26 protein-coding genes are annotated in these 23,434 nt (G+C 64.8%); 17 read left to right on the top strand and 9 right to left on the bottom strand.

The window, feature by feature from the left end; all coding sequences use genetic code 11:
- Window positions 1–61: 61 nt before the first annotated feature.
- The gene (locus tag ACFYOW_RS40955) at window positions 62–946 is read right to left on the bottom strand and encodes an oxygenase MpaB family protein (RefSeq protein WP_387296007.1); all 885 of its coding nucleotides are present in this window, start codon (window positions 944–946) and stop codon (window positions 62–64) included.
- 189 nt (window positions 947–1,135) lie between these two features.
- Here ACFYOW_RS40955 and ACFYOW_RS40950 point away from each other — a divergent pair, with 189 nt between their 5' ends.
- Window positions 1,136–1,765 (top strand): TetR/AcrR family transcriptional regulator, encoded by a 630-nt coding sequence (locus tag ACFYOW_RS40950; RefSeq protein WP_387296005.1) that lies wholly within the window; start codon window positions 1,136–1,138, stop codon window positions 1,763–1,765.
- A 42-nt stretch (window positions 1,766–1,807) separates the two neighbouring features.
- On the opposite strand, the gene ACFYOW_RS40945 is transcribed toward ACFYOW_RS40950, so the two are convergent.
- Window positions 1,808–2,659: an oxygenase MpaB family protein gene (locus ACFYOW_RS40945; protein WP_387296003.1), complete on the bottom strand. Its 852-nt coding sequence runs from the start codon at window positions 2,657–2,659 to the stop codon at window positions 1,808–1,810.
- A gap of 130 nt (window positions 2,660–2,789) precedes the next feature.
- Between ACFYOW_RS40945 and ACFYOW_RS40940 the strand changes: the two genes are divergently transcribed.
- Both ACFYOW_RS40940 and ACFYOW_RS40935 read left to right on the top strand, forming a co-directional pair.
- Window positions 2,790–4,217, top strand: a complete 1,428-nt coding sequence (locus tag ACFYOW_RS40940; RefSeq protein ID WP_387296001.1) for an acyl-CoA synthetase — start codon at window positions 2,790–2,792, stop codon at window positions 4,215–4,217.
- A 43-nt stretch (window positions 4,218–4,260) separates the two neighbouring features.
- The gene (locus tag ACFYOW_RS40935) at window positions 4,261–4,650 is read left to right on the top strand and encodes a PPOX class F420-dependent oxidoreductase (RefSeq protein WP_387295999.1); all 390 of its coding nucleotides are present in this window, start codon (window positions 4,261–4,263) and stop codon (window positions 4,648–4,650) included.
- 272 nt (window positions 4,651–4,922) lie between these two features.
- Here the strand turns inward: ACFYOW_RS40935 and ACFYOW_RS40930 are convergent, their stop codons facing one another.
- On the bottom strand, window positions 4,923–5,474 hold the full coding sequence (locus ACFYOW_RS40930; RefSeq protein ID WP_387295997.1) for a TetR/AcrR family transcriptional regulator: 552 nt from the start codon (window positions 5,472–5,474) through the stop codon (window positions 4,923–4,925).
- A 263-nt stretch (window positions 5,475–5,737) separates the two neighbouring features.
- Here ACFYOW_RS40930 and ACFYOW_RS40925 point away from each other — a divergent pair, with 263 nt between their 5' ends.
- Genes ACFYOW_RS40925 through ACFYOW_RS40910 form a run of 4 tightly spaced genes read left to right on the top strand, consistent with a single transcriptional unit; the run spans window position 5,738 to window position 8,162 of the window.
- Complete coding sequence (locus ACFYOW_RS40925) at window positions 5,738–6,478, top strand: hypothetical protein (protein WP_387295995.1); 741 nt, start codon at window positions 5,738–5,740, stop codon at window positions 6,476–6,478.
- The gene (locus ACFYOW_RS40920; RefSeq protein WP_387295993.1) at window positions 6,475–7,248 is read left to right on the top strand and encodes a hypothetical protein; all 774 of its coding nucleotides are present in this window, start codon (window positions 6,475–6,477) and stop codon (window positions 7,246–7,248) included. The genes ACFYOW_RS40925 and ACFYOW_RS40920 overlap by 4 nt, the downstream gene beginning before the upstream one ends.
- Window positions 7,245–7,850, top strand: coding sequence for a cytochrome c oxidase subunit 3 (locus ACFYOW_RS40915; RefSeq protein ID WP_387295991.1), 606 nt, complete (start codon window positions 7,245–7,247; stop codon window positions 7,848–7,850). The genes ACFYOW_RS40920 and ACFYOW_RS40915 overlap by 4 nt, the downstream gene beginning before the upstream one ends.
- A gap of 3 nt (window positions 7,851–7,853) precedes the next feature.
- Window positions 7,854–8,162: a cytochrome C oxidase subunit IV family protein gene (locus ACFYOW_RS40910; protein WP_387295989.1), complete on the top strand. Its 309-nt coding sequence runs from the start codon at window positions 7,854–7,856 to the stop codon at window positions 8,160–8,162.
- Window positions 8,163–8,441: 279 nt separating this feature from the next.
- Here the strand turns inward: ACFYOW_RS40910 and dapD are convergent, their stop codons facing one another.
- On the bottom strand, window positions 8,442–9,389 hold the full coding sequence (dapD, locus tag ACFYOW_RS40905) for a 2,3,4,5-tetrahydropyridine-2,6-dicarboxylate N-succinyltransferase (protein ID WP_387295987.1): 948 nt from the start codon (window positions 9,387–9,389) through the stop codon (window positions 8,442–8,444).
- Between the two features lie 90 nt (window positions 9,390–9,479).
- Between dapD and dapE the strand changes: the two genes are divergently transcribed.
- The 6 genes from dapE (at window position 9,480) to ACFYOW_RS40875 (ending at window position 15,772) form a co-directional block, all read left to right on the top strand.
- Window positions 9,480–10,622, top strand: coding sequence for a succinyl-diaminopimelate desuccinylase (gene dapE, locus ACFYOW_RS40900; protein ID WP_387295985.1), 1,143 nt, complete (start codon window positions 9,480–9,482; stop codon window positions 10,620–10,622).
- A 10-nt stretch (window positions 10,623–10,632) separates the two neighbouring features.
- Window positions 10,633–11,439 (top strand): TIGR00730 family Rossman fold protein, encoded by an 807-nt coding sequence (locus tag ACFYOW_RS40895; protein WP_387295983.1) that lies wholly within the window; start codon window positions 10,633–10,635, stop codon window positions 11,437–11,439.
- Window positions 11,433–12,035 (top strand): TIGR00730 family Rossman fold protein, encoded by a 603-nt coding sequence (locus ACFYOW_RS40890; protein WP_387295981.1) that lies wholly within the window; start codon window positions 11,433–11,435, stop codon window positions 12,033–12,035. The genes ACFYOW_RS40895 and ACFYOW_RS40890 overlap by 7 nt, the downstream gene beginning before the upstream one ends.
- A 4-nt stretch (window positions 12,036–12,039) precedes the next feature.
- Window positions 12,040–13,809 carry a long-chain-acyl-CoA synthetase gene (locus tag ACFYOW_RS40885; RefSeq protein ID WP_387295979.1) on the top strand — a complete coding sequence of 590 codons (1,770 nt, stop codon included), beginning with the start codon at window positions 12,040–12,042 and terminating at the stop codon, window positions 13,807–13,809.
- Between the two features lie 140 nt (window positions 13,810–13,949).
- Entirely contained in the window at window positions 13,950–14,834 is an 885-nt protein-coding gene (gene folP / locus ACFYOW_RS40880) for a dihydropteroate synthase (protein WP_387295977.1), read from the top strand.
- Window positions 14,831–15,772 (top strand): glucosyl-3-phosphoglycerate synthase, encoded by a 942-nt coding sequence (locus ACFYOW_RS40875; RefSeq protein WP_387295975.1) that lies wholly within the window; start codon window positions 14,831–14,833, stop codon window positions 15,770–15,772. The genes folP and ACFYOW_RS40875 overlap by 4 nt, the downstream gene beginning before the upstream one ends.
- A gap of 321 nt (window positions 15,773–16,093) precedes the next feature.
- Here ACFYOW_RS40875 and ACFYOW_RS40870 read toward each other — a convergent pair whose 3' ends face one another.
- Window positions 16,094–16,969, bottom strand: a complete 876-nt coding sequence (locus tag ACFYOW_RS40870) for an NmrA/HSCARG family protein (RefSeq protein WP_387295973.1) — start codon at window positions 16,967–16,969, stop codon at window positions 16,094–16,096.
- A 123-nt stretch (window positions 16,970–17,092) separates the two neighbouring features.
- On the opposite strand from ACFYOW_RS40870, the gene ACFYOW_RS40865 reads away from it, so the two are divergent.
- Window positions 17,093–17,668 carry a TetR/AcrR family transcriptional regulator gene (locus tag ACFYOW_RS40865; RefSeq protein WP_387295971.1) on the top strand — a complete coding sequence of 192 codons (576 nt, stop codon included), beginning with the start codon at window positions 17,093–17,095 and terminating at the stop codon, window positions 17,666–17,668.
- 215 nt (window positions 17,669–17,883) lie between these two features.
- Here ACFYOW_RS40865 and ACFYOW_RS40860 read toward each other — a convergent pair whose 3' ends face one another.
- Entirely contained in the window at window positions 17,884–18,795 is a 912-nt protein-coding gene (locus ACFYOW_RS40860) for an alpha/beta hydrolase (RefSeq protein WP_387295969.1), read from the bottom strand.
- A 41-nt stretch (window positions 18,796–18,836) separates the two neighbouring features.
- Here ACFYOW_RS40860 and ACFYOW_RS40855 point away from each other — a divergent pair, with 41 nt between their 5' ends.
- Both ACFYOW_RS40855 and ACFYOW_RS40850 read left to right on the top strand, forming a co-directional pair.
- Complete coding sequence (locus ACFYOW_RS40855; RefSeq protein WP_387295967.1) at window positions 18,837–19,313, top strand: MarR family winged helix-turn-helix transcriptional regulator; 477 nt, start codon at window positions 18,837–18,839, stop codon at window positions 19,311–19,313.
- 304 nt (window positions 19,314–19,617) lie between these two features.
- Window positions 19,618–20,421 (top strand): inositol monophosphatase family protein, encoded by an 804-nt coding sequence (locus ACFYOW_RS40850; RefSeq protein WP_387296261.1) that lies wholly within the window; start codon window positions 19,618–19,620, stop codon window positions 20,419–20,421.
- 181 nt (window positions 20,422–20,602) lie between these two features.
- Here ACFYOW_RS40850 and ACFYOW_RS40845 read toward each other — a convergent pair whose 3' ends face one another.
- From ACFYOW_RS40845 to ACFYOW_RS40835, 3 genes are read right to left on the bottom strand one after another with little or no spacing between them, the layout of a single operon-like run.
- Window positions 20,603–20,815 carry a DUF397 domain-containing protein gene (locus ACFYOW_RS40845; protein WP_387295965.1) on the bottom strand — a complete coding sequence of 71 codons (213 nt, stop codon included), beginning with the start codon at window positions 20,813–20,815 and terminating at the stop codon, window positions 20,603–20,605.
- On the bottom strand, window positions 20,812–21,018 hold the full coding sequence (locus tag ACFYOW_RS40840; protein WP_387295963.1) for a DUF397 domain-containing protein: 207 nt from the start codon (window positions 21,016–21,018) through the stop codon (window positions 20,812–20,814). Before ACFYOW_RS40840 ends, ACFYOW_RS40845 begins: the two co-directional genes overlap by 4 nt.
- The gene (locus ACFYOW_RS40835; protein ID WP_387295961.1) at window positions 21,018–21,890 is read right to left on the bottom strand and encodes a helix-turn-helix domain-containing protein; all 873 of its coding nucleotides are present in this window, start codon (window positions 21,888–21,890) and stop codon (window positions 21,018–21,020) included. Before ACFYOW_RS40835 ends, ACFYOW_RS40840 begins: the two co-directional genes overlap by 1 nt.
- Window positions 21,891–22,316: 426 nt before the next feature.
- Between ACFYOW_RS40835 and ACFYOW_RS40830 the strand changes: the two genes are divergently transcribed.
- Complete coding sequence (locus ACFYOW_RS40830) at window positions 22,317–22,649, top strand: hypothetical protein (RefSeq protein ID WP_387295959.1); 333 nt, start codon at window positions 22,317–22,319, stop codon at window positions 22,647–22,649.
- The last annotated feature ends 785 nt before the right edge of the window (window positions 22,650–23,434 follow it).

The following is a 23,434-nucleotide window of genomic DNA, read 5'->3' as shown; positions in this document are numbered from 1 at the left end:
AGTGATGAGAAGAATTGGTACTAACCTTCTCATCACCTCGATAGCGTGTCAAACGGTCCCCTTATACGAGCGGTTTACCCAGTCGTATGCGGCGGCGAACGTCGAACATATAGGCGTTCAGCGGGAACATTCGAACCTGCTTCGGCAGCCGGGTGTGCACCGCCGAAATCTTCCGCAGCAGCCGATCGAAGCGGCGCTGATCGCGCTGGGACCAGGTCATTCGCATCTCATTGCGCAAATGCTGTGGCAGCAGACCGGTTACGACGAACCGCTGGAGTCGGGCGAAGGTGAATTGGACGGGGCGCGGCATCATCTTCAGATCGATGAGGTCGTCGAAGTAATCGCGCAGGGCGGGTTCGATACCCCGCTTCGGCAGGTTCTCGTCCCAATACCGTTGGAATTCCGCACGATTGGCTGGCCACATCTCCGGTCGCATCTGCAGGGTGGTGCCGAGCCGAGCGCAGTAGTGGTAAAAGTCCTCGGCCACATCGGGATTCATCGGACCGTGCATGCGGGTGTAGAGGTCATCGATGCCCCAATAGAGGCAGGCGGCCACCCAGAGTTGCAGTGTGGGATCGAAGGCGTTGTATTTCACCGGACTCGCCGAGGTCGAGCGGACCGGTCGATGCGATGCGTTGACCGCCTCTCGATACCGCGCGCGCTCTTCGTCGGAGCCCATCAGTGCGACCGCGAGGTAGCTCAGGGTGGTGCGCAGCCGTTTGATCGGGTGCAGTGTGACCTTGCCGCTGTCGACCGTGCTCTCCAGTACGCCGCGCCCGACCGGCCGCAGACTCAGCTGCATGATCACATTGGCGGCGCCGCCCAGGAAGGCCGCGACTCCGTCGACGTACTCCTCGACGGTTTCCGGGGTGATGGGCTCGACGGCGGCGGGGCCGACGTGGTCGGGAATCGGCAGGTAATCGGCACTGCGGAGGGGTTCGGTCATCCTTGACCTCGCCTTTCTGTGGCCATCCGAGATCAAGGCGGATGGATGAGAAGATTCTATATAAACCTTCTCATTGCCTCGCAAAGGTGTCAATCACGCTTTCCGGGGCGTTCGTGGGGGGCGCTGTATGACGGCATGCGATGCTAGCGGTGTCATCGTGTCATCGGAGCGGAATAGGGGTGGAAAGTTATGGCGACGCTGACCAGACTGCTGGCGCTGGTGCGCAGCACTGGCCCGGAGGACCGTAACCAGACGCGGGTGCTGGATGCCGCTCTGCTGGCGTTCCTGGACTTCGGTATCAAGCGGACCAGCATGGTGGAAGTCGCGCGACGGTGTGGGCTTTCGCTGGCCACCCTCTACCGGCGCTTCGCGAGCAAATCCGATCTGATCCAGGCCGTCGGGATGCGGCAGGCGCGGCAATTCGTCGAGGAGGTGGATGCGGCACAGCAGCGGCAGGTCGATCGCGATGCCGGCGCCGAGGATCAGATCGTGGAGCTGTTCGTCGCCTTCCTGAGCGGACTGCGCGGCAACAAGCTGCTCGACCGATTGTTGAAGACCGAGCCGGAGATCGTGCTGCCGTATCTCACGGTCAAGGGTGCGCCGGTGCTCGAGCTCGGCCGCGACTATGTGGCCGAATTCATCACCCGGCTGCAGGGGGAGGGCAAGTTGCCCGAATACGACCCGGAGCCGGTCGCCGAGATGATCGCGCGGACGGCGCTGTCCTTGGCGCTGACGCCGCAAACGGTTCTTCCGCTCGACGACGACGCCGCGATCCGCAAGTTCGCGCGCGACCATGTCGTCGTTTCGTTCAAGCTGTAGCTGACCCACCCCGTCGGCTCCGCCGACTGCCGTCCCCCTGAATCACACCAGCCGCAGGCCGAACCGCCTGCGGATGCGCATATCCCACAGGTATGCGTTGATCGGAAACATTCTGACCTGCTTCGGCATTCGGGCGGTGATCGAGCCGGCGGTGTGCATGATTCTGGCGAGTTTCCGATCGTCGTCGGCGGTCCAGGTCATGCCCATCTGGTCGCGCAGATGCTCGGGCAGCAGGCCGGTGACCACGAAGCGCTGGAACCGGGCGAATGGTAAGCGGGCCGGGCGCGGGAGCATCTTCAGATCGATCAGATCGTTGAAGTAGTCGCGGATCGGGGGATCGATGGTGGTCTTCGCGAGATGTTCGGTCCAGTACTCGTCGAAGGCGGCACGGTCGGCGGGCCACATTTCCGGACGCATTTGCAGCGTGGTGCCGAGGCGAGACCCGTAGCGGTAGAAGGCTTCCGCGTCGGCCTCGTGCATCGGTCCGTGCATGCGCTCGTAGAGGTCGCGCGCGCCCCAATAGAGGCAGGCGGCCACCCAGAGCTGCAGTGCGGGATCGAAGGCGTTGTACTTCACCGGACTCGCCGCGGTCGACTTGACCGAATGATGCGACAGGTTCACGGCCTCGCGATAGAGGTCGCGTTCGTCATCGGTGCCGAGCATGGCGACCGCGAGATAGGTGAGGGTGGTGCGCAACCGCTTGATCGGATGCAGCATGACCTTGCCGCTGTCGACGGTGCTCTCCAGCACGCCGTAGCCGACCGGAAGGGTGCTGAGCTGCATGATGACATTCGCCGTTCCGCCGAAGAACGCGGCGACACCATCGAGGTATCGCTCGATATCGAAGGCGTCCTCGGCGGGTGTGGACGCGGGTTTGCGAAACGGGCTGGTCATGTCGACCCCGTTCTCATCGTTGAGAAGGAATTGCCTAGACGTTCTCACCGTCTCATGGGTGTGTCAACCGCCACGTTCACGTCGAGGGGGAGCTTGATGGTGCGGTGTCGTGTCGAAGTAGCGTGAGCGAATGTCGTTCGGTCCGCCGCTGCTGCTTCGTTCGCTCAATCCGCTCGCTGTCGCCGGGGGAGCGGATATCCCGGATGCCCTCACCATCGACGGGGTGACATTGTCGCGCAGTGATCTGCTCGGTGCGGCAACGTCGGTGGCCGAGCGCATCACCCGCGCCGATCGGGTGGCGGTACTGGCGCGACCGACCGTGACCACGGTGCTCGCGGTGGTCGGCTGTCTCATCGCCGGGGTGACGGTGGTGCCGGTGCCACCGGATTCGGGGACCGCCGAACTGGCGCATATCCTCGCCGACTCCGGTGCGCAGGCGTGGTTGGGCGAGGCGCCGGAGGGGACGGATCTGCCGGTGGTTCCGGTGCGCGTACACGCGCGCTCGTGGCATACATATCCCGAACCCGATGCCGCCACACCGGCATTCGTGCTGTACACCTCGGGGACCACCGGTCTGCCCAAGGGAGTCGTGCTCAATCGCGGTGCCATTGCCGCCGGGCTCGATGCGCTCGCCGACGCGTGGGCCTGGACGCCGAACGATGTTCTGGTGCACGGTCTTCCACTGTTCCACGTGCACGGGTTGATCCTCGGTGTGCTCGGGCCGCTGCGGGTGGGCAGCCCGCTGATCCACACCGGGAAGCCGACGCCGCAGGCATATGCGGACGCGCGTGGCACGCTGTATTTCGGGGTGCCCACCGTATGGTCGCGAGTTGTCGAAGATCCCGATGCGGCAAGGAGATTGGCCGGAGCACGGCTGCTCGTCTCGGGAAGTGCGCCGCTGCCGGTGCCGGTATTCGAGCGGTTGCGCGAACTCACCGGTCACGCGCCGATCGAGCGGTACGGGATGAGCGAAACGATGATCACGCTATCGACTCGGTTCGATGGGGAGCGCCGTCCCGGATGGGTCGGCACGCCCGTCGCGGGTGTCGAGACCCGGCTGCGGGACGAGGCCGGTGCGGATGTCGCGCATGACGGTGAGAGCATCGGTGGCCTGCAGGTTCGCGGTCCGATGCTGTTCGACGGTTACCGCAACCGGGCCGAGGCGACCGCCGAATGCTGGACCGAGGACGGCTGGTTCAAGACCGGTGATGTCGCGGCCATCGATGCCGATGGTTTCCACCGCATCGTGGGCCGGGAATCGGTCGATCTCATCAAGTCCGGTGGCTATCGCATCGGCGCGGGCGAAGTCGAGACCGTACTGCTCGGACATCCGGATGTGGCCGAGGTTGCGGTAGTGGGCCTCCCCGACGCCGATCTGGGGCAGCGGATCGTCGCGTACGTCGTATTGCGCGGTGCCGCACCGGATTCCATCGAGAAGGCTCTCATCGAGCATGTGGCCGAACAGCTTTCGGTACACAAACGCCCGCGCGAGGTGCGCGTGGTGGATTCGCTGCCGCGCAATGCGATGGGGAAGGTGCAGAAGAAGCTGCTCGGCTGAACAACTTGACCTCTACTTCGGTTCAGGTTCTACGGTCGCCGGTATGAGCGCAGCACTGACACCCGAACAGATCGACTACCTGGCCACCCAGCGCCTGGGCCGGCTCGCGACCGTACGCCCCGACGGCTCACCCCAGAACAGCCCGGTCGGCTTCCGCTACAACGCCGAACTCGGCACCATTGATATCGCGGGCTGGAATATGGGCAAATCCTGGAAATTCCGCAATATCGCCAGCAACAACCGCATCGCCTTCGTCGTCGACGACGTCGCCTCCGTCCAACCCTGGCGCGTCCGCTGCCTCGAAATCCGCGGCACCGCAGAACAATTGACCGACGTGGAGCCTTACATCTCCGGTGTCTCCCGAGAAATGATCCGCATCTATCCGACCCGAGTGATCGCCTTCGGCTTGGAAGCAGGCGTCACGCACGGGTAGGGCCTTACGCAGGCCCGGATCAACGAGACGACTACTGGCAATGGGATCTGGAGTCGGGCCGGTGCAGGATGTCCAAAGCACGAGCTGCGGTCGCGCAAGGGAGGTGTCCCCACCAACAATGCCTTTGCCGCCCTCGCCAACCCGACGTCGTCGACTCCACGCATTTCGCCGACAGCCTGAATTCGTAGCGTCCCGCGCCGCCGACGTCGGTGGCGGGTGGCGCGGTGAGCGAGTCTTTGGTCGTGGGATGCCGACGGTTGGCGTGCGCGGGTTCACGCTCCGGCGCCGAGAATGAGGGCGGTGATCTCTTCGGCAAGTGTATGAGCCAGCGGCGCGCCGCGGAATTCATTTGCGGCCCAAGTCCGGACGGCGTCGGCGACTAGAATCTGGGCAATGCGGGCGGCGCGCGCCACATCGGTTCTCGCGGCGAATTTTCCGTCCCGCTGGGCTTGGCGGAAAGGTTCGAGAAACAGGAAGGTGAGTTGGTCGGGGTCGGCGTCGTCGGCCAGAGCACGGCGTTCGAGCCGGTAGGTCTCCATCACGGCTTCGAAGATGAGTTCCGCGGGGTAGTGCCGCAGCCGGCTTTCGAGGGTCTCGATGACCGCGGCGATGACGTCGACCAATTCGTACGGGCGCGAGACCACTGCCTGGGCCGCCTGGTGCGCGTCGCGCATGGTGAACACTTCGACCGCGAGCAGGACGTCCTCGCGCCGGGCGAAGTAAACGTAGAACAGTGCCTTGGACACGCCCGCGGCTTTGCAGATGTCGGTGACGGTGGTGTCGGCGAACCCCTTGGTGCGCCACAGGGCCATCGCGGCTTGCATGATCGCGCTGCGGCTGGCTTGGGCTCGCGCCCGCACCGGAACCGCCCTTGATTGACGGTGGTCATCCTTCTCATCCGAGGGAACTGTCGACATACCGGGCATTCTAACTGCTCTCATATTACTGACTATCGTCAGAAAATTATTGACTATGGTCAGAAATGATGGGACGCTTCCGGTCACGGACGCTCGGTGTCGGGTGTGTGGACGCCCAGCCGGTCCGGGGCGGCGAGGCGATCGACCCGCCCGTAGGAAAAGGGACAGGTATGCAAATCCTCCTCGAAGATCGGGCGCTGTCGGAGGCGTCCAATCTGCGGGCCCAGCAGGTGGTGCTGTGGTCGACGCCGGTGGTCGCGGCCGTGCTGCTTGTGCTGTTCGCGTCGTTTCCCGGCTTCTTTCCGCCGATGTCGCCGAACATGAGCGCGGACCAGGTGGCGTGGTTCTACCGCGAACACACGACGATGATCCGGTTCAGCATGGTCGGGTTCAACCTGTGCGGGATCATGATCGTCCCGTTCTTCGTGCTGATCATGGCGCAGATGCAGCGGATGAGACGCCAAAGCCACATCTTCGCGTTCTCCTACCTGGCCGCGGTGGTGGCGGGGTCTACGCTGTTCGCCTTGTCGGACATCTTCTTCGCGGTGGCGGCGTACCGACCCGACCGGGCCGCGGACCTCATCCAAGTCCTCAACGACCTGGCGTGGATTATTTTCATCGCGCCGATCGGGATGTTGGTGGTCCAGTTCTTGCTGCTGGCGTTGGCGGTGTACTTCGACGACCGCCACGATCCGGTGTTCCCGCGGTGGGTGGGCCACTATTCGGTGGCAACCGCGATCGCGATGGCGCCGTCGGCGGGCGCGGCGGTATTCCACGACGGGCCGCTGGCGTGGAACGGGCTGGTGTCGTTCTGGCTGCGCAACGTCGCGTTCGCGCTGTTCATGATCGTCATGTTCTTCGTGCTGCGGTCCTGCTACCGCCGCCAGGCGCGTGAGTTGGTGGCGGCATGACCGCGGTGACCCCGGTCGAACCCGGTGGCGAGTCCGGGGTCACGGCGCCGCCGCGGCCCAAGCGCGACGTGGTGTTGGTCTACTGGACCTTCGCCGCGTTCTACACCGTGTTTTCCGCGGCTGTGGTGCTGCTGGGCCGCGCCACGCCGCCGCCGCGGCCGGACGTGAGCGATCTGCAGGCCCGCCACTGGTTCGACCAGCATCACACCGGCATCCAGGTCGGGTTCCTGGTGCTGCTGATCATCGCGGGCGGCGCGGCTATCTCCAACGGCATCATCGGCTACTACATGAAACGGATGTCGTCGGGTCCGGTGCTGGCGTACGCGTTCATCGCGAGCATGGGGGTGGGCGCGATCCCCGGATTCCACCTGCTGCTGGTGTGCTGGCTGACCGCGGTTTTCCGGCCCGAGCGCGACCCGCGGGTCCTGCATCTGCTGTACGAGACCGGCGCGTTGTCCTACAACGGGTCGCTGGGGTGTTTCACCGCCGCCTACGCCATGATCGCGATCGCGATCCTCTACGACCGAAACCGCGTCTTTCCCAAATGGTTTGCCTACGTGTCGATCTGGCAGATCGTGACGGAGGTGCTGGCGACCCAGATGTGGGTGTTCCACTCCGGGGCGTTCGCCTGGAACGGCATGATCACCTTCTACATCGCCGTGGCGATCTTCGGCATATGGGTGGCTTGTCTGCTGCCGATCATGTGGAACGCAGGCAAAGCCGAATCCCCCACCACCCCCGCCCTCTATTTCGCCGAGGAACCCCGATGACCGTCTCCGAACCGGACGCGCCCACCGCGGCGCGCGACACACCACGCGACACCGACGCCCGGCACCTGCCCGGCGATCTGGACATGTGGGTGATGGTGCTCGGCGATCTGTTCTTCTTCGGCTGCTATTTCGTCACCTACATGGTGTTCCGGAACCGGTCGCTGCACCAGTTCGAAAGCGCCCAAGCCCATCTGAACATGGCCATCGGCGTCACCAACACCGTGGTGCTGCTCACCAGTTCCATGTTCATCGCCTCGGCGGTCAACGCGGTCCGGCGCGGCGCGGTGAAAACCGCCGAGCGGCTGGTGCTGGCTGCGGGCGGCTGCGGACTGGTGTTCATCGCGCTCAAAGCCGTGGAATGGCACCAGGAAATCGCTCACGGGTTCACCATGAGCAACGAATTCTTCAGCTTCTACTTCGTGCTCACCGGCATCCACCTCGCACACCTGGTCCTCGGGCTGCTGATCCTCGGAATCGTCGTGCGCGAACTCAGAGACTCCGCCAAACAGCGACCCGGCATGGTCGAACAGGGCGCCACCTACTGGCACATGATCGACCTGTTGTGGATCGTCATCTTCGCCATCCTCTACCTCATGAGGTGACACATGAACACCCACCCCGAACCCGCCGCGGGCAGGCTCGCGCCGGGAATCCGGACCATCGTGGCGGTCTGGCTGGTGCTGATCGCCATCACCATCATCCTCTGGTGCCTGACACCCGATCACCACGACACCGGGAACCTGTCCGACGAAATCCTCGTGACCGCCATCGTCGCGCTCGGAATGGTCAAGTCCCGCCTGATCATCCGCTACTTCATGGAAGTGCGATCCGCCCCGCGGTGGCTGCAAATCGCCACCGACGCCTGGATCGTCGCGCTGTGGCTGACACTGCTGGCGGTCCCCCTCTACCGATAGTGGCCGTCCCGCGCCTCCCGTCCGCGGCCGATAGCGCCAAATTCGGGTTCCGCTGGGCGCCCGGTGCGCCGATATCGCGATTACCAGCGACAACGGCGATCTTCGGCCGGGAGGCGAACCATCCGATGACCCTGATCGGCCCTGCAACCGCAAACGTCACGGCGGATCGGGCGGGCCCGGATTGGTTTTAGAGGGCATCTGAGACCTCTACCGCCGCTCGCCAATTTCATTGTTGTTGCGACTGAGTCTGGCGCCTAAAGGTTCGGGGAGGCGGGGAGCCTAGTCGTTGGCGTGCAGGTCGGCGTTGAGTTCGATGCCGGTGCCCTTGCGGTGGACGACCTCGACGGCGCCGGTGGTGGAGTTGCGGCGGAAGAGCAGGTTGTTCTGTCCGCTGAGCTCGGCGGCTTTGACCACGGTGCCGTCGGGGGTGGTGACCTTGGTGCCCGCGGTGAGGTAGAGACCGGCCTCCAGGACACAGTCGTCGCCGAAGGGGATGCCGAGTCCGGAGTTGGCGCCGAGCAGGGAGCGCTCGCCGATGGAGATGATGGTGGTGCCGCCGCCGGACAGCGTGCCCATGGTGGAGGCACCGCCGCCGATATCGGAGCCGTCGCCGACCACGACGCCCGCGGAGATCCGGCCCTCGACCATCGAGGCGCCGAGCGTGCCCGCGTTGAAGTTCACGAAGCCCTCGTGCATGACGGTCGTACCGGAGGCCAGATGCGCGCCGAGACGGACGCGGTCGGCGTCACCGATGCGCACACCCGACGGCACGACGTAGTCGACCATCCGCGGGAACTTGTCGATGCTGTACACGGTGACCGGGCCACGCGCACGCAGCTTGGCGCGCGTCGCCTCGAAGCCATCCACCGCGGCCGGACCGTGGTTGGTCCACACCACATTGCTGAGCAGTCCGAACTGCCCGTCCAGGCTCACCTCGTGCGGCTTGACCAGCCGATGCGAGAGCAGATGCAGCCGCAGGTACACGTCGTGCGCGTCCACGGGAGCGGCCGACAGATCGGCGATCGTGGTCTGCACCGCGATCACATCGACCCCGCGCGCCTCGTCGAATCCGAGCAGCGCCGCGTACTCCGCGGGCGCCTCGTCCAGGCGCTTCGTGCCGGTGTCACCGAACGTGCCCAACTCCGGATTCGGGTACCAGGTATCCAATACGGTCCCGTCCGCGGTCACATTGGCGATACCGACTGCTGCTGCTCCCTGAATGCTCACGTCATCAGAGGTTACCCACCCATCCGCACTCGTGGTGAGCCACGTCGACCGCGATGGCCCGAGGCGCGGACCGACCACCGCATCGCCGCAATGGCGACGGACCCGATCGCAGTGGAACATCGCGGTCGTAGGCTGGCAGCCGTGACCCTCGACTTGCGCGCCGACCCCATCACACTGACCGCGGCTCTCGTCGACATCCCGAGCGTCTCGCGCGACGAGGCGGTCATCGCCGACCTGGTCGAGCGGGCGCTGCGTGAGCAGACAACGGGATTCGAGGTGCTGCGGCACGGGAACGTGGTGCTCGCGCGTACCGATATGGGGCGGCCGACGCGGGTCATCCTCGCCGGTCATTTGGATACCGTGCCCATCGCCGACAACGTGCCGAGCACCTTCGTGGACGAGGCGGGGGAGCGCCAGCTCTACGGCTGCGGCACCGTCGATATGAAATCCGGTGACGCGGTCTTCCTGCATCTGGCCGCGACCGTCGCCGAGCCGGTGCACGATCTGACGCTGATCTTCTACGACTGCGAGGAGATCTCCGCGAAGTACAACGGCCTCAACCACATCGAGCGCGACCTCCCCGATTGGCTCGTCGGCGATCTGGCCATCCTCGGCGAACCGTCCGGCGGTGTCATCGAGGCGGGCTGCCAGGGCACCCTGCGCGTCCGGCTGACGACCAAGGGCGTGCGGGCCCACTCGGCGCGGTCGTGGAAGGGCGACAATGCGATTCACCGCATGGCCCCGGTGCTGCAGCGCCTCGCCGACTACAAGGCCCGCGAGGTCGATATCGACGGCTGCGTCTATCGCGAAGGTCTGTCCGCGGTCCGCATCGGCGGTGGCGTCGCGGGCAATGTCATTCCGGACGAGGCCGAGGTCGATGTGAACTTCCGCTTCGCCCCGGACCGCACCGTCACCCAGGCCACCGAGCATGTGCGTGAGGTATTCGACGGACTCGAGCTCGATTTCGAACTCACCGACGCTGCGGCGGGCGCACTGCCCGGCCTGTCCGCACCCGCCGCCAAGGACCTGATCACCGTGGTCGGCGCCGACAGCGTGCGCGCCAAATACGGCTGGACCGATGTCGCGCGCTTCGCCGCCCGCGGTATCCCGGCGGTGAACTTCGGTCCCGGCGACCCCAATCTCGCCCATAAGCGCGACGAACACGTCCCGGTCGCCCAGATCAGCTCGGTCGCCGAGGTGCTACGCGGCTACCTCACCGGCGTATCCCGGTAGCGTGGGCGCCATGTCCGCCGAAGCCGCCGATAACGAGATCGCAAGCACGCCGAAGTCGACACCCAAGTTCCGCGGACCGATCATGTTCCGCCGCGATCGCAAACCGGGCGGCACCGCCGACCAGAACCTATTGGACCGGCACGGACCAAGCGATTGGGTGCATACCGATCCGTGGCGGGTGCTGCGGATCCAGGCCGAATTCGTCGAGGGCTTCGGCGCGCTCGCCGAAGTGCCGCGCGCGGTCACCGTGTTCGGTTCGGCGCGCACGCCGGCGGGGCATCCGGAGTATCACGCCGCCATGGCCATCGGCGGCGCGCTGGCACAGGCCGGATTCGCGGTGATCACCGGCGGCGGACCCGGCGTGATGGAGGCCGCGAACCGGGGCGCATCGGAGGCGGGCGGGTACTCGATCGGACTCGGCATCGAGTTGCCGTTCGAGCAGAGCCTCAACGAATGGGTCGACCTCGGCATCAACTTCCGCTACTTCTTCGCGCGCAAGACCATGTTCGTGAAGTACTCGCAGGCATTCATCTGCCTGCCCGGCGGATTCGGCACCCTGGACGAGCTGTTCGAGGCGCTCACCCTGGTGCAGACCCACAAGATCACCCGCTTCCCGATCATCCTGTTCGGCAGCAAGTACTGGGCCGGACTCGTCGACTGGCTGCGCGATTCGCTCGGCGGCTCCAGCAAGATCTCGCCCGGTGACCTCGGCCTGCTGCATGTGACCGATAGCGTCGAGGAGGTCGTGCAGATCATCCTGGCCACCGCGGACGGGGCCACTGACACCGATGCCCTCGGGACGGAGGATCAGTGGTGAGTGAAGCCGGATACGCGGTCTGCGTCTACTGTTCGGCCAGCACCGCCGACCCGGCCATGCTCGCCCTCGCCGCCCGGGTCGGCACCGAGATCGCAAGGCGCGGTTGGCAATTGGTTTCCGGCGGCGGTCACGTCTCGATGATGGGTGCGGTCGCGACCGGCGCTCGCGCGGGCGGTGCGCACACCGTCGGGGTGATCCCGAAACACCTGGTGCACCAGGAAGTAGCCGATGTCGATGCCGACGAGCTGATCGTCACCGACACCATGCGCCAGCGCAAACAGGTCATGGAGGACCGCGCCGACGCCTTTCTCACCCTGCCCGGCGGCATCGGCACGCTGGAGGAATTTTTCGAAACCTGGACCGGCGGTTATCTGGGCCAACACGATAAGCCGGTGGTTGTGCTCGATCCCAATGGCTTCTATCGGGGTCTGTTCGACTGGCTGGACCAACTCTACGATCGGAAGTTCGTGTCCCAGCCGGCCATGGCCAGGATCACCGTGGTCGACAATCTGCCCGCGGCCTTCGCCGCGCTGAAACCGGTGCAGGCATCCGAGGTGACGCAGGAGCCGGGAATCACTCTCGACGAGGAGAACTGACGCATTGAGCACTGCCGCCCGCCAGAAGGTCAGCCTATTCGATATCGCGAAGCGGTTGCCGCTCATGGCATTCGACGCACCGTCCATGCTGCGCGGCGCGCGCGGCATGATGGTGCGGCCGGATGACAAATCCTCGGTCGGGCTGTATTTCCAGCGCAACGCGCACCGGCATCCGGATCGGCCGTTCCTGAAATACGAGGGCGAGACCTTCAGCTACGGCGCGGCCAACGCGCAGGTGAACCGGTACGCGCGGGTGCTGGCCGACCGCGGCGTGCAGCGCGGTGACGTGGTCGGCGTGCTAATGACCAACCGTCCGGAAACCCTGTTCGTGGTGCTGGCCACCGTGAAACTGGGTGCGACGGTAGGCCTGCTGAATCACCACCAGCGCGACCAGGTGCTCGCCCACAGCTTCGGACTGCTCGACAGCGTGCTCAATGTGGTCGGCGAGGAATGCCAGGCGGCACTGGACTCGCTCGCCGAACCCCTTGCCAACGTGCTCTTTTCGCAGGATCTGCACCAGGCGGCCGAGGATGCGGACCCGGCCGATCCACCGAGTTGCGCGCAGGTCGCCGCGAAGGAACGCGCCTTCCTGATCTTCACCTCCGGCACCACCGGCCTGCCCAAGGCCAGCGTGATGACACATCTGCGCTGGACCAAGAGCATGTCCGGTCTCGGTGGACTCGGAATTCGCCTGCGCGGCAACGACACCCTGTACTGCTGCCTGCCGCTCTATCACAACAACGCGCTGACCGTCGCGCTGTCGTCGGTGCTCGCCGCGGGCGGCGCCTTCGCACTCGGCAGGCAGTTCTCCGCCTCCCGGTTCTGGGGCGAAATCATCCGGGAGCAGGCGACCGCATTCATCTACATCGGTGAACTCTGCCGCTACCTGGTCAATCAGCCGGTCAAGCCGACCGATCGCCAGCACCGGGTGCGGCTCGCCGTCGGCAACGGTCTGCGACCGGAGCTGTGGGACGAGTTCAAGAGCCGTTTCGGCATCGGCCGGATTGTCGAGTTCTACGGCGCCAGCGAGGTGAATATCGCCTTCGTCAATGCCTTCGGGGTGGATCGCACCGCGGGCTTCGGGCCGTTGCCCTATGCCATCGTCGAATACGACGATGCGACCGGAAAGGCCAAGCGTGACAAGGACGGTCGGCTGCGCCGGGTGCCGGGCGGCGGGGTCGGTCTGCTGCTGGCCAAGGTCACCGATCGTTCGCCCGCCGACGGCTATACCGATAAGGCCGCCTCGGAGGCGAAGCTGGTCCGCGACGGCTTCGAGAACGGCGACGTGTGGTTCGACACCGGCGATCTGGTCCGCGATCAGGGCTGGCACCACATCGCCTTCGTGGACCGGCTCGGCGATACCTTCCGTTGGAAGGGTGAGAATGTCGCCACCACCGAGGTCGAGGGTGTGCTCACCGAATCGGACACGATCTCGCAGGCGGTCGTCTTCGGCGTGGATATCCCGGGCACGGACGGCAAGGCGGGCATGGCGGCGGTGACGCTGCACCCGGACGCCGATTTCGACGGTCGCGCGCTCGCCGAACTGGCCTACTCCCGGTTGCCCGGCTATGCGGTCCCGCTGTTCATCCGGGTCGTCGCCGAACTCGAGCAGACCTCCACCTTCAAGAGCCGCAAGGTCGAACTTCGCAAGCAGGGCTACGCAACCGACGCCGACAGTGAGCTGTACGTGCTCGCCGGTCGGACCGACGGCTACGTCCCGGCGTACGACGAATACGCCGCCGACGTCGCCGCGGCTCGCGCGCCGAAGAACTAGCGCCGATCGCACGGCGGCGCTTTGGGCGCGCTCGACAAGTTACCCAGGTGCTGGCGAAATCCGTTGTTGCCCGTCCCAAGAATGCACCGTCCACAACCCGTTCCCTGGGGCCGTGTTACAGGACTAGGTACAGTCGGGGCATGTTCAGCCCCACCGTAGCGCCGCTCCCTACCTTGTGCGGCAAGCCGGTGGCGACGGATCGGGCGCTGGTCATGGCCATCGTCAACCGCACCCCCGACTCCTTCTACGACAAGGGCGCCACCTTCACCGACGCGGCCGCCATGGACGCGGTCGCGCGCGCGGTCGACGAGGGCACCGATCTGGTCGATATCGGCGGGGTGAAGGCCGGTCCGGGCACCGTTGTCGATGCGGCGGAAGAGGCTCGCCGGGTGGTCCCGTTCGTCGCGGCGATCCGGGAGAAGTACCCGGAGCTACTGATCAGCATCGATACTTGGCGCGCGGAGGTGGCCGAGGCCGCTGTCACCGCAGGCGCGGACCTGATCAATGACACCTGGGCGGGCGCCGATCCGGAACTGGTGCACGTGGCCGCCGATCGCGGGGTCGGCATCGTGTGCAGCCACACCGGCGGGGCGGTCCCGCGTACCCGTCCGCATCGGGTGCGTTATGCCGATGTGGTGGCAGAAGTAACGCAAACCGTGCAGCGCGCCGCAGAAGATGCGGCCGCGGCCGGGGTTCGCAAGGATTCGATTCTGATCGATCCGACCCATGATTTCGGCAAAAACACTTACCACGGGCTCGAGTTGTTGCGGGGAATAGACGTTCTTGTAAATACCGGATGGCCAGTCTTGATGGCGCTGAGCAACAAGGATTTTATCGGGGAGACTTTAGGTGTCGGTCTATCCGAACGGTTGGAGGGCACATTGGCAGCAACAGCATGGTCGGCGGCCGCCGGCGCCCGAGTCTTCCGAGTGCACGAGGTTGCCGAAACCCGGCGCGTCGTGGACATGATCGCCGCGATACAGGGCATCCGGCCCCCCGCACGAACCCTGCGAGGTCTGGCATGAATTTCCATCACCACGACAGCCCGCTCTGGGCGACGACGAATACCTGGGACACCCCGGACTGGACGGTCGAGGAACTGATCGCCGCCAAACGTGGACGCACCGTTTCCGTGGTGCTGCCCGCACTGAACGAAGAGAACACCGTCGCCGATGTGGTGGCCAGCATTCGACCGCTGCTCGGCACCCTGGTCGACGAGTTGATCGTGCTCGATTCCGGATCGACCGATGCCACCGCCGAACGCGCGCTCGCCGCGGGCGCCGAGGTGATCAGTCGGGAACAGGCTGTCCCCGAACTCGATCCGCTGCCCGGCAAGGGCGAGGTGCTGTGGCGCTCGCTGGCGGTGACCAGCGGCGATGTCATCGCCTTCGTAGACTCCGATCTCATCGACCCGGATCCGGCCTTCGTGCCGAAGCTGCTCGGCCCGCTGCTGGTGGTCGACGATATGCATCTGGTGAAGGCCTACTACCGCAGGCCGCTGCGGCAGGCCGGTGCCGTCGACGCACACGGCGGCGGTCGCGTCACCGAACTCGTGGCCCGTCCGCTGCTCGCCGCATTGCGTCCGGAACTGTCGCAGGTGCTGCAGCCGCTCGGCGGCGAATACGCGGGCACCCGCGAACTACTGACCTCGGTGCCGTTCGCCCCCGGCTACGGCGTGGAGATCGGCCTCCTCCTCGACACCTACGACCGCCTCGGCCTGTCCGCGATCGGTCAGGTGAATCTCGGTGTGCGCACCCACCGCAACCGCCCGCTCGCCGACCTCGGCGTGATGAGCCGCCAAATCCTCGGCACCGTGCTCGGCCGCAGCGGCGTCGAGGATTCGGGTGCGGCACTGACCCAGTTCCCGCTGATCGGCGATGCCTTCACCGCGCACAGCACGGAAGTTTCACTCGCCGACCGCCCGCCGATGAATACGCTGCGCCCGGCCTGGGCCGCGGCCTGAGATAACCACGACGAACCCTGGGTGCTCTGCGCGCCCGGGGTTCGTCCGTTATAGCCAGGGCTGCGAATGAAGTGGGCTTGATCTGGAGCTGCCGCGTTCGGTGTGCACCGGCCCCGCCGAACAGCGGCCGCGCCCCGGCACCGACTGTTGTTTCTCGCATCGCCCGAGGTTCTTCTCGCCGTTCGACTTTCAGGTGCTGCTCGATATCGAGTTGGACGAGCGCGGCAGTCGGGCACTCGGCGCCGATCGACGCACCGGATTCCGCGGCGGCCACACCTTCGAACTGGCGGAACTCGTACTCGCCGACCAGGTTCGTGGCAGTCAGGGGCGAGGATCCAGCAATGGGCGGATCAATTCCGCTCCCTTGCGGCCGAGCCAGTCCCGAAGACTCATCAATCCCGGGTTCAATGAACGCAATTCGTTGATATCGACATCGGGGACGCTGCCTTCGCCGCTGTTGATCAATTCGTAGCCGCGAGCGAATCGTTCGTCGATCCGGCGCAGTTCCTCGATCGGGCGTTGGATGTAGGGGACCTCTCGCCCGAGGGCGGCGCTGACCTGAGCCGCGACCTCGGGCGGAGTCAGCGCGTCACCGACCAGCTCGAGCGTCCGGCCACGGTAGCCATCTGGGTTCCGCAGCGCGAGTGCGGCGAAGGCGCCGATGTCGTCGAGCGCGATGAACTGCTGGCATACGTGGGGAGCGGCGGCGGTGCGCAACGCGCCGTCACGAATCCCGACCGTGGCCGACTGCGTGATCAGGTTCTCCATGAAGGAACTCGGCCGTAGCACGGTGGCCGAAACGCCCGACGCGGCGATGTATTGCTCGATCTCCCATTTAGTCGGCTGCCCGCCCCGGTCGGCACCCAGACCCGAGCTGTAGACCAGATGCGTCACACCGTATTTCACCGCGGCATCGGTGATGGCCTTGCCGGCCTGCACCTCGTCCTGTTCCGGGGCCAGCGGCCCGGGGTGCACGCTGTAGACACCGTATGCGCCGTCGACGCAGCGATCGATCGTCGCGGGATCCTCCAGCGAGCCCGCGATCACCTGTGCGCCCGCGTCCATCAAGGTCTGAGCCCTGGGGCTGTCCGGATGGCGTGTCAACGCCCGCACCTGCCATCCGTCGGCGAGCAAGCGGTCCGCGACCGCCCCACCCTGCTGTCCGGTCGCACCGGTGACGAAAACAACCTTGTCCACTGTGTCCTCCGTGGTCGTTTCGGGTCGTCGCGGCCGAAGCCGCACTAACCGGAGAGCTTTCTCCGTTTAATCACTATACGGAGAGTGTTCTCCGTTTTCTAGCGCCGAAGCTACGATCGAGCGATGGGTGATGATGCCGGGCCGATCGCCAAGCCGCTGCGCGCAGACGCTCGCCGCAACCGCGATCAGGTGCTGGCTGTCGCTCGGGAGATGCTGTCGGTCGACGGCTCGTCGGTGTCCTTCGACGAGATCGCGCGCCGCGCCGAGGTCGGCGTCGGCACCGTGTACCGGCATTTCCCCACCCGCGCTGCGTTGTTCGAGGCAGTCATCATCGGTCGCATCGAGGAGTTCGTCGAACGAGCACGCATGCTGTCGGCAGCCGACACCCCGCCGGGGGAGGCATTCCGCGGCTACTTCGCCCATCTTGTCGGCGAGGTAGCCCTCAACCAGGCGCTGTGCGAAGCGCTCGACGACGGCACCGCAATCGTCATCCCCGACCAGCTCCGGCGCGACTTCATCCAGTCGTTCGAAACCCTGCTCTCACAGGCGAAAACGGCAGGGGAAGTAAGACCCGATATCGCCGTCGCTGACGTGCAGGACCTCCTCATCGGCGCCGCGGCAGCCGAACGCCGTGCCCGACTGCGCGGAACCCCGAACCAATTGATCGCAGTCGTGCTCGACGGGCTTCGCATCCGGTAATCGATATGAGCACGAGTTCCGAATCAGCCTTGAACGGCCCGCCTGAACAGCGCGGTATGCGGCACTTTGGTGCGTCGCCGTTGAGTTCACGGGAGCTTCGATCAGCCTGGGCATACATGCGATCGACCGCCACTGAGAGCGCGGTGAGCCCGAGCTCGACGGCGGTTGTGAGAAGATGAGAGGATTTGTTGGGCAACAGATTTCAAGTTCCCAGGCTAGTTCTCGATGGCTCGGCCGCGGATGCGCTGGCCGAGGAACAGCGCTGCGCGGTCCAGGGCTTCGTCTGCTTCGTCGAGGACGCCTGTGAAGGACTGGAACACGTGAGGTACGTCTGCGGTGATGTCCAGGATGACGTCCACGTTGGCCGCTCGCGCGCGTGCGGCCAGGCGGGTGGAATCATCCAGGATCATTTCGTTGGTGCCTGCCTGCAGCAGCATCGGGGGAAAGCCGCTGAGGTCGGCGAGTGTTGCCGGGCTGAGCAGAGGTTGGTGCGGGTCCTGACCCGCGAGGTACATGGCACCGGTGTGTTCCAGGCTCTCGCGGGTGAACAACGGGTCGATCCCCGCTCTGGTATCCATGCTTCGGCCCGTGCGGGTCATGTCGAGACCGGGTGAGAACGCCACGATCGCGGCGGGCAGGGGCAAGCCCGCGTCGCGGGCTGCGAGGCAGGTGGTGACGGTCAGACCGCCGCCGGCGGAGTCGCCCGCGAACGCGATGGCCGAGGGCTGTTCACCGCTGTCGAGCAACGCTCGGTAGGCACCCAGCGCGTCGTCGATCGCGGCCGGGAACGGGTGTTCCGGCGCCAGCCGATAGTCCAGCGAGAAGGCGCGGAATCTGGTTCGGGTCACCAGGTTCGCGGTCAGCGACATGGCCGTGTCGGGTGAACCGTAGACGAAGCCGCCTCCGTGGAAATAGAGGATCGTCCCGGCTCGCGCAGTGTTCACCGGTTCGACGAGCACGGCGGGCCGGTCGCCGAGTGTCATGGTTCGGGTGCGTATCCCGGTCGGCACGCTCATCTGAGCCATCAGCGCTCGGAATGCGGCGCGGATCTCCTCGACCGATCCGAGCCCAGCAGGCCGCGGCTGCCGCAGCAGCGCGTCGATCTTCGCACGTTGTTCCCGGCTCATATGCACCTTCCTGAGAAGTATCTTCCTTTACAGTATATGTCATGGAATATAAATCGCGAGGCGATGCCGTCGACCTGCCGGGCTTGTTCACCGATCTCGTCCGGTGTGAGACGCGGCTGTACAACGCGCTCAACGATCGCCTGCGCGAGCGGCACGGGATCGCCACCTCGCAATTCGAATCCCTGCGCTTCCTGCGTGATCACCCTGGGGCCCGAGTGGCGGACCTCGCGAGCGAGTTCGCCGCGGGCGTGGGGGCGATCAGCAAAGGTGTCGACCGCTTGGAGAAACAGGGATGGGTTGTGCGGCAACCGAATCCTTCGGATCGCCGGTCGTCGCTTCTGGCCCTGACCGATGCCGGTGTGCGTGTGGTCGAGGCAGCGGAGGAAACCTTCTCCGAGCGGCTGGTCCAGTTGCTCGGCACCACCCTCGCTGGTTCTTCGTTATCGGCTGTCGCGCAGGCCCTTTCGCAGCTGCGTGGCGTGCTCGAGCGTGACCAAATCGGCCTGCCCGCAGGCTGATCGGCATAGTCACGGGCCTATAATTCGACAGCCGGTTCCTTCCGGGTTGCGCGAGCGGGCAGGCCGCAGCGCCGCGACCAGCGTGACGCCCGCAATCGTGATGCACTCAATTCGGAAAGGGTTTTCGACGAGCAGGGAACAATCCTGAATCGGGCATGGCTTCGATCACACGCTGCCGCAGCATGGCCGGTTCGGACAGCGGCATTTCCGTGCGCTTTCTCGAAGTGCGCCAAGCGATTCATGGGCATAGTCGATCTCGCTCGGGCAGTGGCTTGTCTTCTAAGCTCTGGTGCCTGTGACGCAGATGGATGATCTCGCATTGGTCCACCAGTTGGCCGATGCCGCCGACAACATCTCGATGCGGTACTTCTCGGCCGGAAGCATAGCGACGCAATCCAAGTCCGACGGCAGTCCCGTCACCGCCGCCGATCACGCTGTCGAGCGGGCCATCCGCGCACGACTCGCGCAGGACAGGCCCCAAGATTGCTTGGTAGGAGAAGAGTTCGGCTCCCATGGCAGCGCCGCACGGCGGTGGCTGATCGACCCGATCGACGGCACAGACAACTTCGCCGCCGGACGATTCGAGTGGAGCACCCTGATCGCAGTCGAGGGCGATGGTGAGGTTCTCACCGCTGGGATCTCGGCGCCGGCATTGCGGCGCCGCTGGTGGGGATCACGCACGGCAGGCGCATGGACCGGTACTTGCGCAGCATGGGAATTGGGCCCGGCCCAGGCACTGGCAGTAACGGGGACCGAGACTCTCGGTAAGAGCACCGCGGTGATCTGGCCGGTGGCGGCCGGGGTTCCTCCTCGGCGTCTGGCCATAGCCACCGCCCTTCTCGCCGAATGTGCCGGCGGCGGGCCGCTGTCGGACTGGGCCGGAGCGTGTCAGGGCGCGATGCTGGTGGCCTCGGGCCGGGTGGATATCTTTCTCCACCTGACCGCCGGTCCTTGGGATATTGCCGCCGCCGTGCCGATCGTGGAGGAGGCAGGCGGACCATTCAGTGACTTGCGGGGAGGGCGCAGCATATCGTCCGGCGCTGCCGTATTCACGAACGGCCGCGTGCACGAGGAAGTCCTCGAACTGATTGGACGCGAACCCATCTGAACAATGCAAGCGCCGTTGAATGGTTCGGACTCATCGACACGAGCTCATCGGCATACAGCGCACCTGGAACGAGCCGATCCCGAGGATTGAGCACCATGGAATAGGTCCCCTGCGCCGGTGCGCCGAGAGATATTGCAAGCGGCCCTGTCTCGGACCAGGGTCGCTCGATGTTGGTTGATGGCTAGGCGTCGGGCCGGTTGAATTCACCCTCTTGTACGCCCGCCATGAAGGCGTCCCATTCACCGGGCGTGAAGATGAGAGCCGGACCAGTCGGGTTCTTGGAGTCACGGACACCGACATGCCCGGCTGCAAGCCAAGCGACTTCCACGCATGCTTCCTTGCCGCTACTCGAGCTCGATTTGAACCACTTCGCGCCGGACACGTGGATCGTCACTGGTCGTGTCTCCTTGCTAGTTTCACGACAGCGGTGAAGGCATCCCATTCGCTGGGAGTGAAGGTCAGTGCGGGGCCATTGGGATTCTTCGAATCACGGACTCCGACGTGTCCGCCTGAGAGCCAAGCTATTTCGACGCATTCATTCTGGCCGCCGCTACGCGAAGACTTGAACCACTGTGCGCCGGAAAGGTCGATGGTCACTAACCGTATCTCCTTGCTATCTTCCTGATTCGATCCCGCGATGGTTGTTCGTCCAGCGTGGCGTGTTGGAGGATTTCGTGGAGTGCACGAAAGCGCTTCACGTCTTCGGCGCCATCGAAAGTCATTGAGCCAATGGCAGCTTCGGTGTAGACCACAGATGGCTCGTTGTCCGGAAAGTCGAGAATGATATGTGGCGGTATCACGCTCCCGGTCGGGAGACCGGCTGTGAACGGCAGCACTCGTATCGTAATGTTGTCGCGGGTACTCAGGTCGGCTATGTGTCGCAGCTGAGGACCCATGATCTGGCCCGATCCGACAAGCGCATATAAAACGTTCTCCTGTAACACAAACTCCGCGTGAACCGGCATGTGCTGCCGCGTGAGTATCCTTGTCCGCTGAATACGGAGATCTACCCGGGTATTGATGTCGTCCAGTGAGTCATCTGGCCGATGAAGTCGTTCTAATGTTCGGGCATAGTCCGGCGTTTGAAGCAGACCAGGTATGACGATCGGCTGATAGAACCAGAAGTCCGAGGCGAAGGATTCCAATTCGAGATACGTGCCGAACCCAGGCACGATCAGATGGCGATAGTCCTGGTACCAGACTTTGGCATTGGCTTGGCTGGCAAGAGATTTCAGATACTCGGTCCGGGCGTCCGGCAGGCAGTAGTACCGGGACAGGTAATCGACCTCCATGTCCCTTATTTTCTCGTACTGCCCGAGCTCGATCCGGCTCAGCGTAGCCCTGCTGATCTTCGTTGCAGCCGCCACTTGGTCGAGCGTCAAGCCTTGCGCCTGGCGTGCGTCCCGTAATGCTCGACCCAGTTGGCGTCGCTGAAGTGTTGTGCCGCTGAGGTCTGCCTGTCTCGGCATAGTCGTGCCCCCTGCTTTCTCAACCGGCGCACCCGCTGATTCTCAGGCTGAGAATCAGCGTAGGTGACTTCCAAGAATGATGCTGGGTGTTCTCGCCCCTTGCAGAGACTCCCGTTCAGAGACTCCGTACCCAGCCCGACCTGCGCAACCATATCGCCATGGCCCAGCAAGAACGAAGCCTCTCTGTACCGCAAGCGCGCGTCTTACGGATACTGAGCTGCGGCGGAATGCTCACCGAACAGCAGATCAAGATTTCCGCGAGCCTCACCGCGTGGACGACACGCCAAACCGTGGCCAACCTCGCCAGCCGGAACCTGATCGTAGCCGGAGCCCGCCGAGGTCGGTACGAGATCACACGGTTAGGCCGAAACACGTTGGCGGCAAAGGCATCTGATTGCGGCTCACCGAAGGCCTGACGCGGATCGAATGACGACAGCGGCAACTCCGGTAGTCCAGGGGCCCAGCTCGATCGGCCCGACGTGGGAGGGCGAGATGGACGAGATACATCGGACCGAGATCGACGGCTTACAGGCCACCTGGCGACTGAACCACCTACGACAGGTCGAAATCATGAACGTACACAACACATCTGAGGCCCTGCCGATCGTCACGTTCGGACCGGGCTCGTATCCGGATCTGGTCCAAGCGCGGGACCAGTGGCCGAAGCTGGCGCAGCTGTGGGACGCGGTTCGCCACGAATTATGGATGGAGCTGATTCCCAGGTATCGGCCCTCGGTCACGGCCCGGTACCTGCGGTGACTCCCGGTACGCCGCCAGGCGACAAGCGGCACGCCAGTGAACTGCCCTCGATTCGAGAGTGGTTGCGCGCTATCGAGAATGCCGCTGGCCCGGGCTGTCACGTCGAGCGCGAGCCGAGTCCGCCCTACGGCTGGAACCTTGTCGACGGATCGGGCGCGATAGTGTGCAGCGGACCTCTGGACCGGCTGGACCAGTGGCTCATTCGTCGGAACGCCGAATCAACGACATCGACATATACGGCGAATAACCCTTTGCCGCAACGGGTTCCGGGCGTGTCGGGACACACTCCAACTGGTCGGGCCAGGCTGCTACCGGTCGAAGTGATGACTCGGTTCACCGCCGCGGTGACCGAGTGGGCTGCTGAGCCACCGGATGCCTCATCCGCGTAGCACACATGCGTTTCAGCGTGGGTTCTCCTCCTCCCAGGGATCACGGTCTCCCACGTCGACAGGGGTTCGATATCGAAGTCTTCGTCCGGCATCATCACCGGCTGGCGGATCGGTGTCGTCCCACGTCGTAGACCATCTCCACCGTCCCATGTACGCGAACCATCACCTCTCCGAAGTATGCGCACACGCTTTCGTAGAAGGTCGCGCTTCAGCCGCTGTCAGCTGGGCGGGATCGGAGAACCGCCGCAGCAGCTCGGCCTTGAGCCGTTCCAGCGACGAGCCTGTCCGTGGCCATGAGAAAGTGGCTCTGGCACACTTTCGATGACGGCGTGCTAATCGACCAGGAGCACACGGCGGCGAAGAAGATCGAAGTTGGCTCTGCCAAACATTTGCCGC

This window comes from Nocardia sp. NPDC006982 (genome assembly GCF_042869435.1).
Classification (GTDB): domain Bacteria; phylum Actinomycetota; class Actinomycetes; order Mycobacteriales; family Mycobacteriaceae; genus Nocardia.
This window is presented reverse-complemented; position numbering and strand designations above follow the sequence as displayed.

What these genes read in the sequence shown, in the direction of transcription:
- ACFYOW_RS40955 (WP_387296007.1), bottom strand. Translation starts at nt 946, where the DNA reads ATGACCGAACCCCTCCGCAGTGCCGATTACCTGCCGATTCCCGACCAC.
- ACFYOW_RS40950 (WP_387296005.1), top strand. Translation starts at nt 1,136, where the DNA reads ATGGCGACGCTGACCAGACTGCTGGCGCTGGTGCGCAGCACTGGCCCG.
- ACFYOW_RS40945 (WP_387296003.1), bottom strand. Translation starts at nt 2,659, where the DNA reads ATGACCAGCCCGTTTCGCAAACCCGCGTCCACACCCGCCGAGGACGCC.
- ACFYOW_RS40940 (WP_387296001.1), top strand. Translation starts at nt 2,790, where the DNA reads ATGTCGTTCGGTCCGCCGCTGCTGCTTCGTTCGCTCAATCCGCTCGCT.
- ACFYOW_RS40935 (WP_387295999.1), top strand. Translation starts at nt 4,261, where the DNA reads ATGAGCGCAGCACTGACACCCGAACAGATCGACTACCTGGCCACCCAG.
- ACFYOW_RS40930 (WP_387295997.1), bottom strand. Translation starts at nt 5,474, where the DNA reads ATGCAAGCCGCGATGGCCCTGTGGCGCACCAAGGGGTTCGCCGACACC.
- ACFYOW_RS40925 (WP_387295995.1), top strand. Translation starts at nt 5,738, where the DNA reads ATGCAAATCCTCCTCGAAGATCGGGCGCTGTCGGAGGCGTCCAATCTG.
- ACFYOW_RS40920 (WP_387295993.1), top strand. Translation starts at nt 6,475, where the DNA reads ATGACCGCGGTGACCCCGGTCGAACCCGGTGGCGAGTCCGGGGTCACG.
- ACFYOW_RS40915 (WP_387295991.1), top strand. Translation starts at nt 7,245, where the DNA reads ATGACCGTCTCCGAACCGGACGCGCCCACCGCGGCGCGCGACACACCA.
- ACFYOW_RS40910 (WP_387295989.1), top strand. Translation starts at nt 7,854, where the DNA reads ATGAACACCCACCCCGAACCCGCCGCGGGCAGGCTCGCGCCGGGAATC.
- dapE (WP_387295985.1), top strand. Translation starts at nt 9,480, where the DNA reads ATGGCGACGGACCCGATCGCAGTGGAACATCGCGGTCGTAGGCTGGCA.
- ACFYOW_RS40895 (WP_387295983.1), top strand. Translation starts at nt 10,633, where the DNA reads ATGTCCGCCGAAGCCGCCGATAACGAGATCGCAAGCACGCCGAAGTCG.
- folP (WP_387295977.1), top strand. Translation starts at nt 13,950, where the DNA reads ATGTTCAGCCCCACCGTAGCGCCGCTCCCTACCTTGTGCGGCAAGCCG.
- ACFYOW_RS40875 (WP_387295975.1), top strand. Translation starts at nt 14,831, where the DNA reads ATGAATTTCCATCACCACGACAGCCCGCTCTGGGCGACGACGAATACC.
- ACFYOW_RS40865 (WP_387295971.1), top strand. Translation starts at nt 17,093, where the DNA reads ATGGGTGATGATGCCGGGCCGATCGCCAAGCCGCTGCGCGCAGACGCT.
- ACFYOW_RS40860 (WP_387295969.1), bottom strand. Translation starts at nt 18,795, where the DNA reads ATGAGCCGGGAACAACGTGCGAAGATCGACGCGCTGCTGCGGCAGCCG.
- ACFYOW_RS40855 (WP_387295967.1), top strand. Translation starts at nt 18,837, where the DNA reads ATGGAATATAAATCGCGAGGCGATGCCGTCGACCTGCCGGGCTTGTTC.
- ACFYOW_RS40850 (WP_387296261.1), top strand. Translation starts at nt 19,618, where the DNA reads ATGGATGATCTCGCATTGGTCCACCAGTTGGCCGATGCCGCCGACAAC.
- ACFYOW_RS40835 (WP_387295961.1), bottom strand. Translation starts at nt 21,890, where the DNA reads ATGCCGAGACAGGCAGACCTCAGCGGCACAACACTTCAGCGACGCCAA.
- ACFYOW_RS40830 (WP_387295959.1), top strand. Translation starts at nt 22,317, where the DNA reads ATGACGACAGCGGCAACTCCGGTAGTCCAGGGGCCCAGCTCGATCGGC.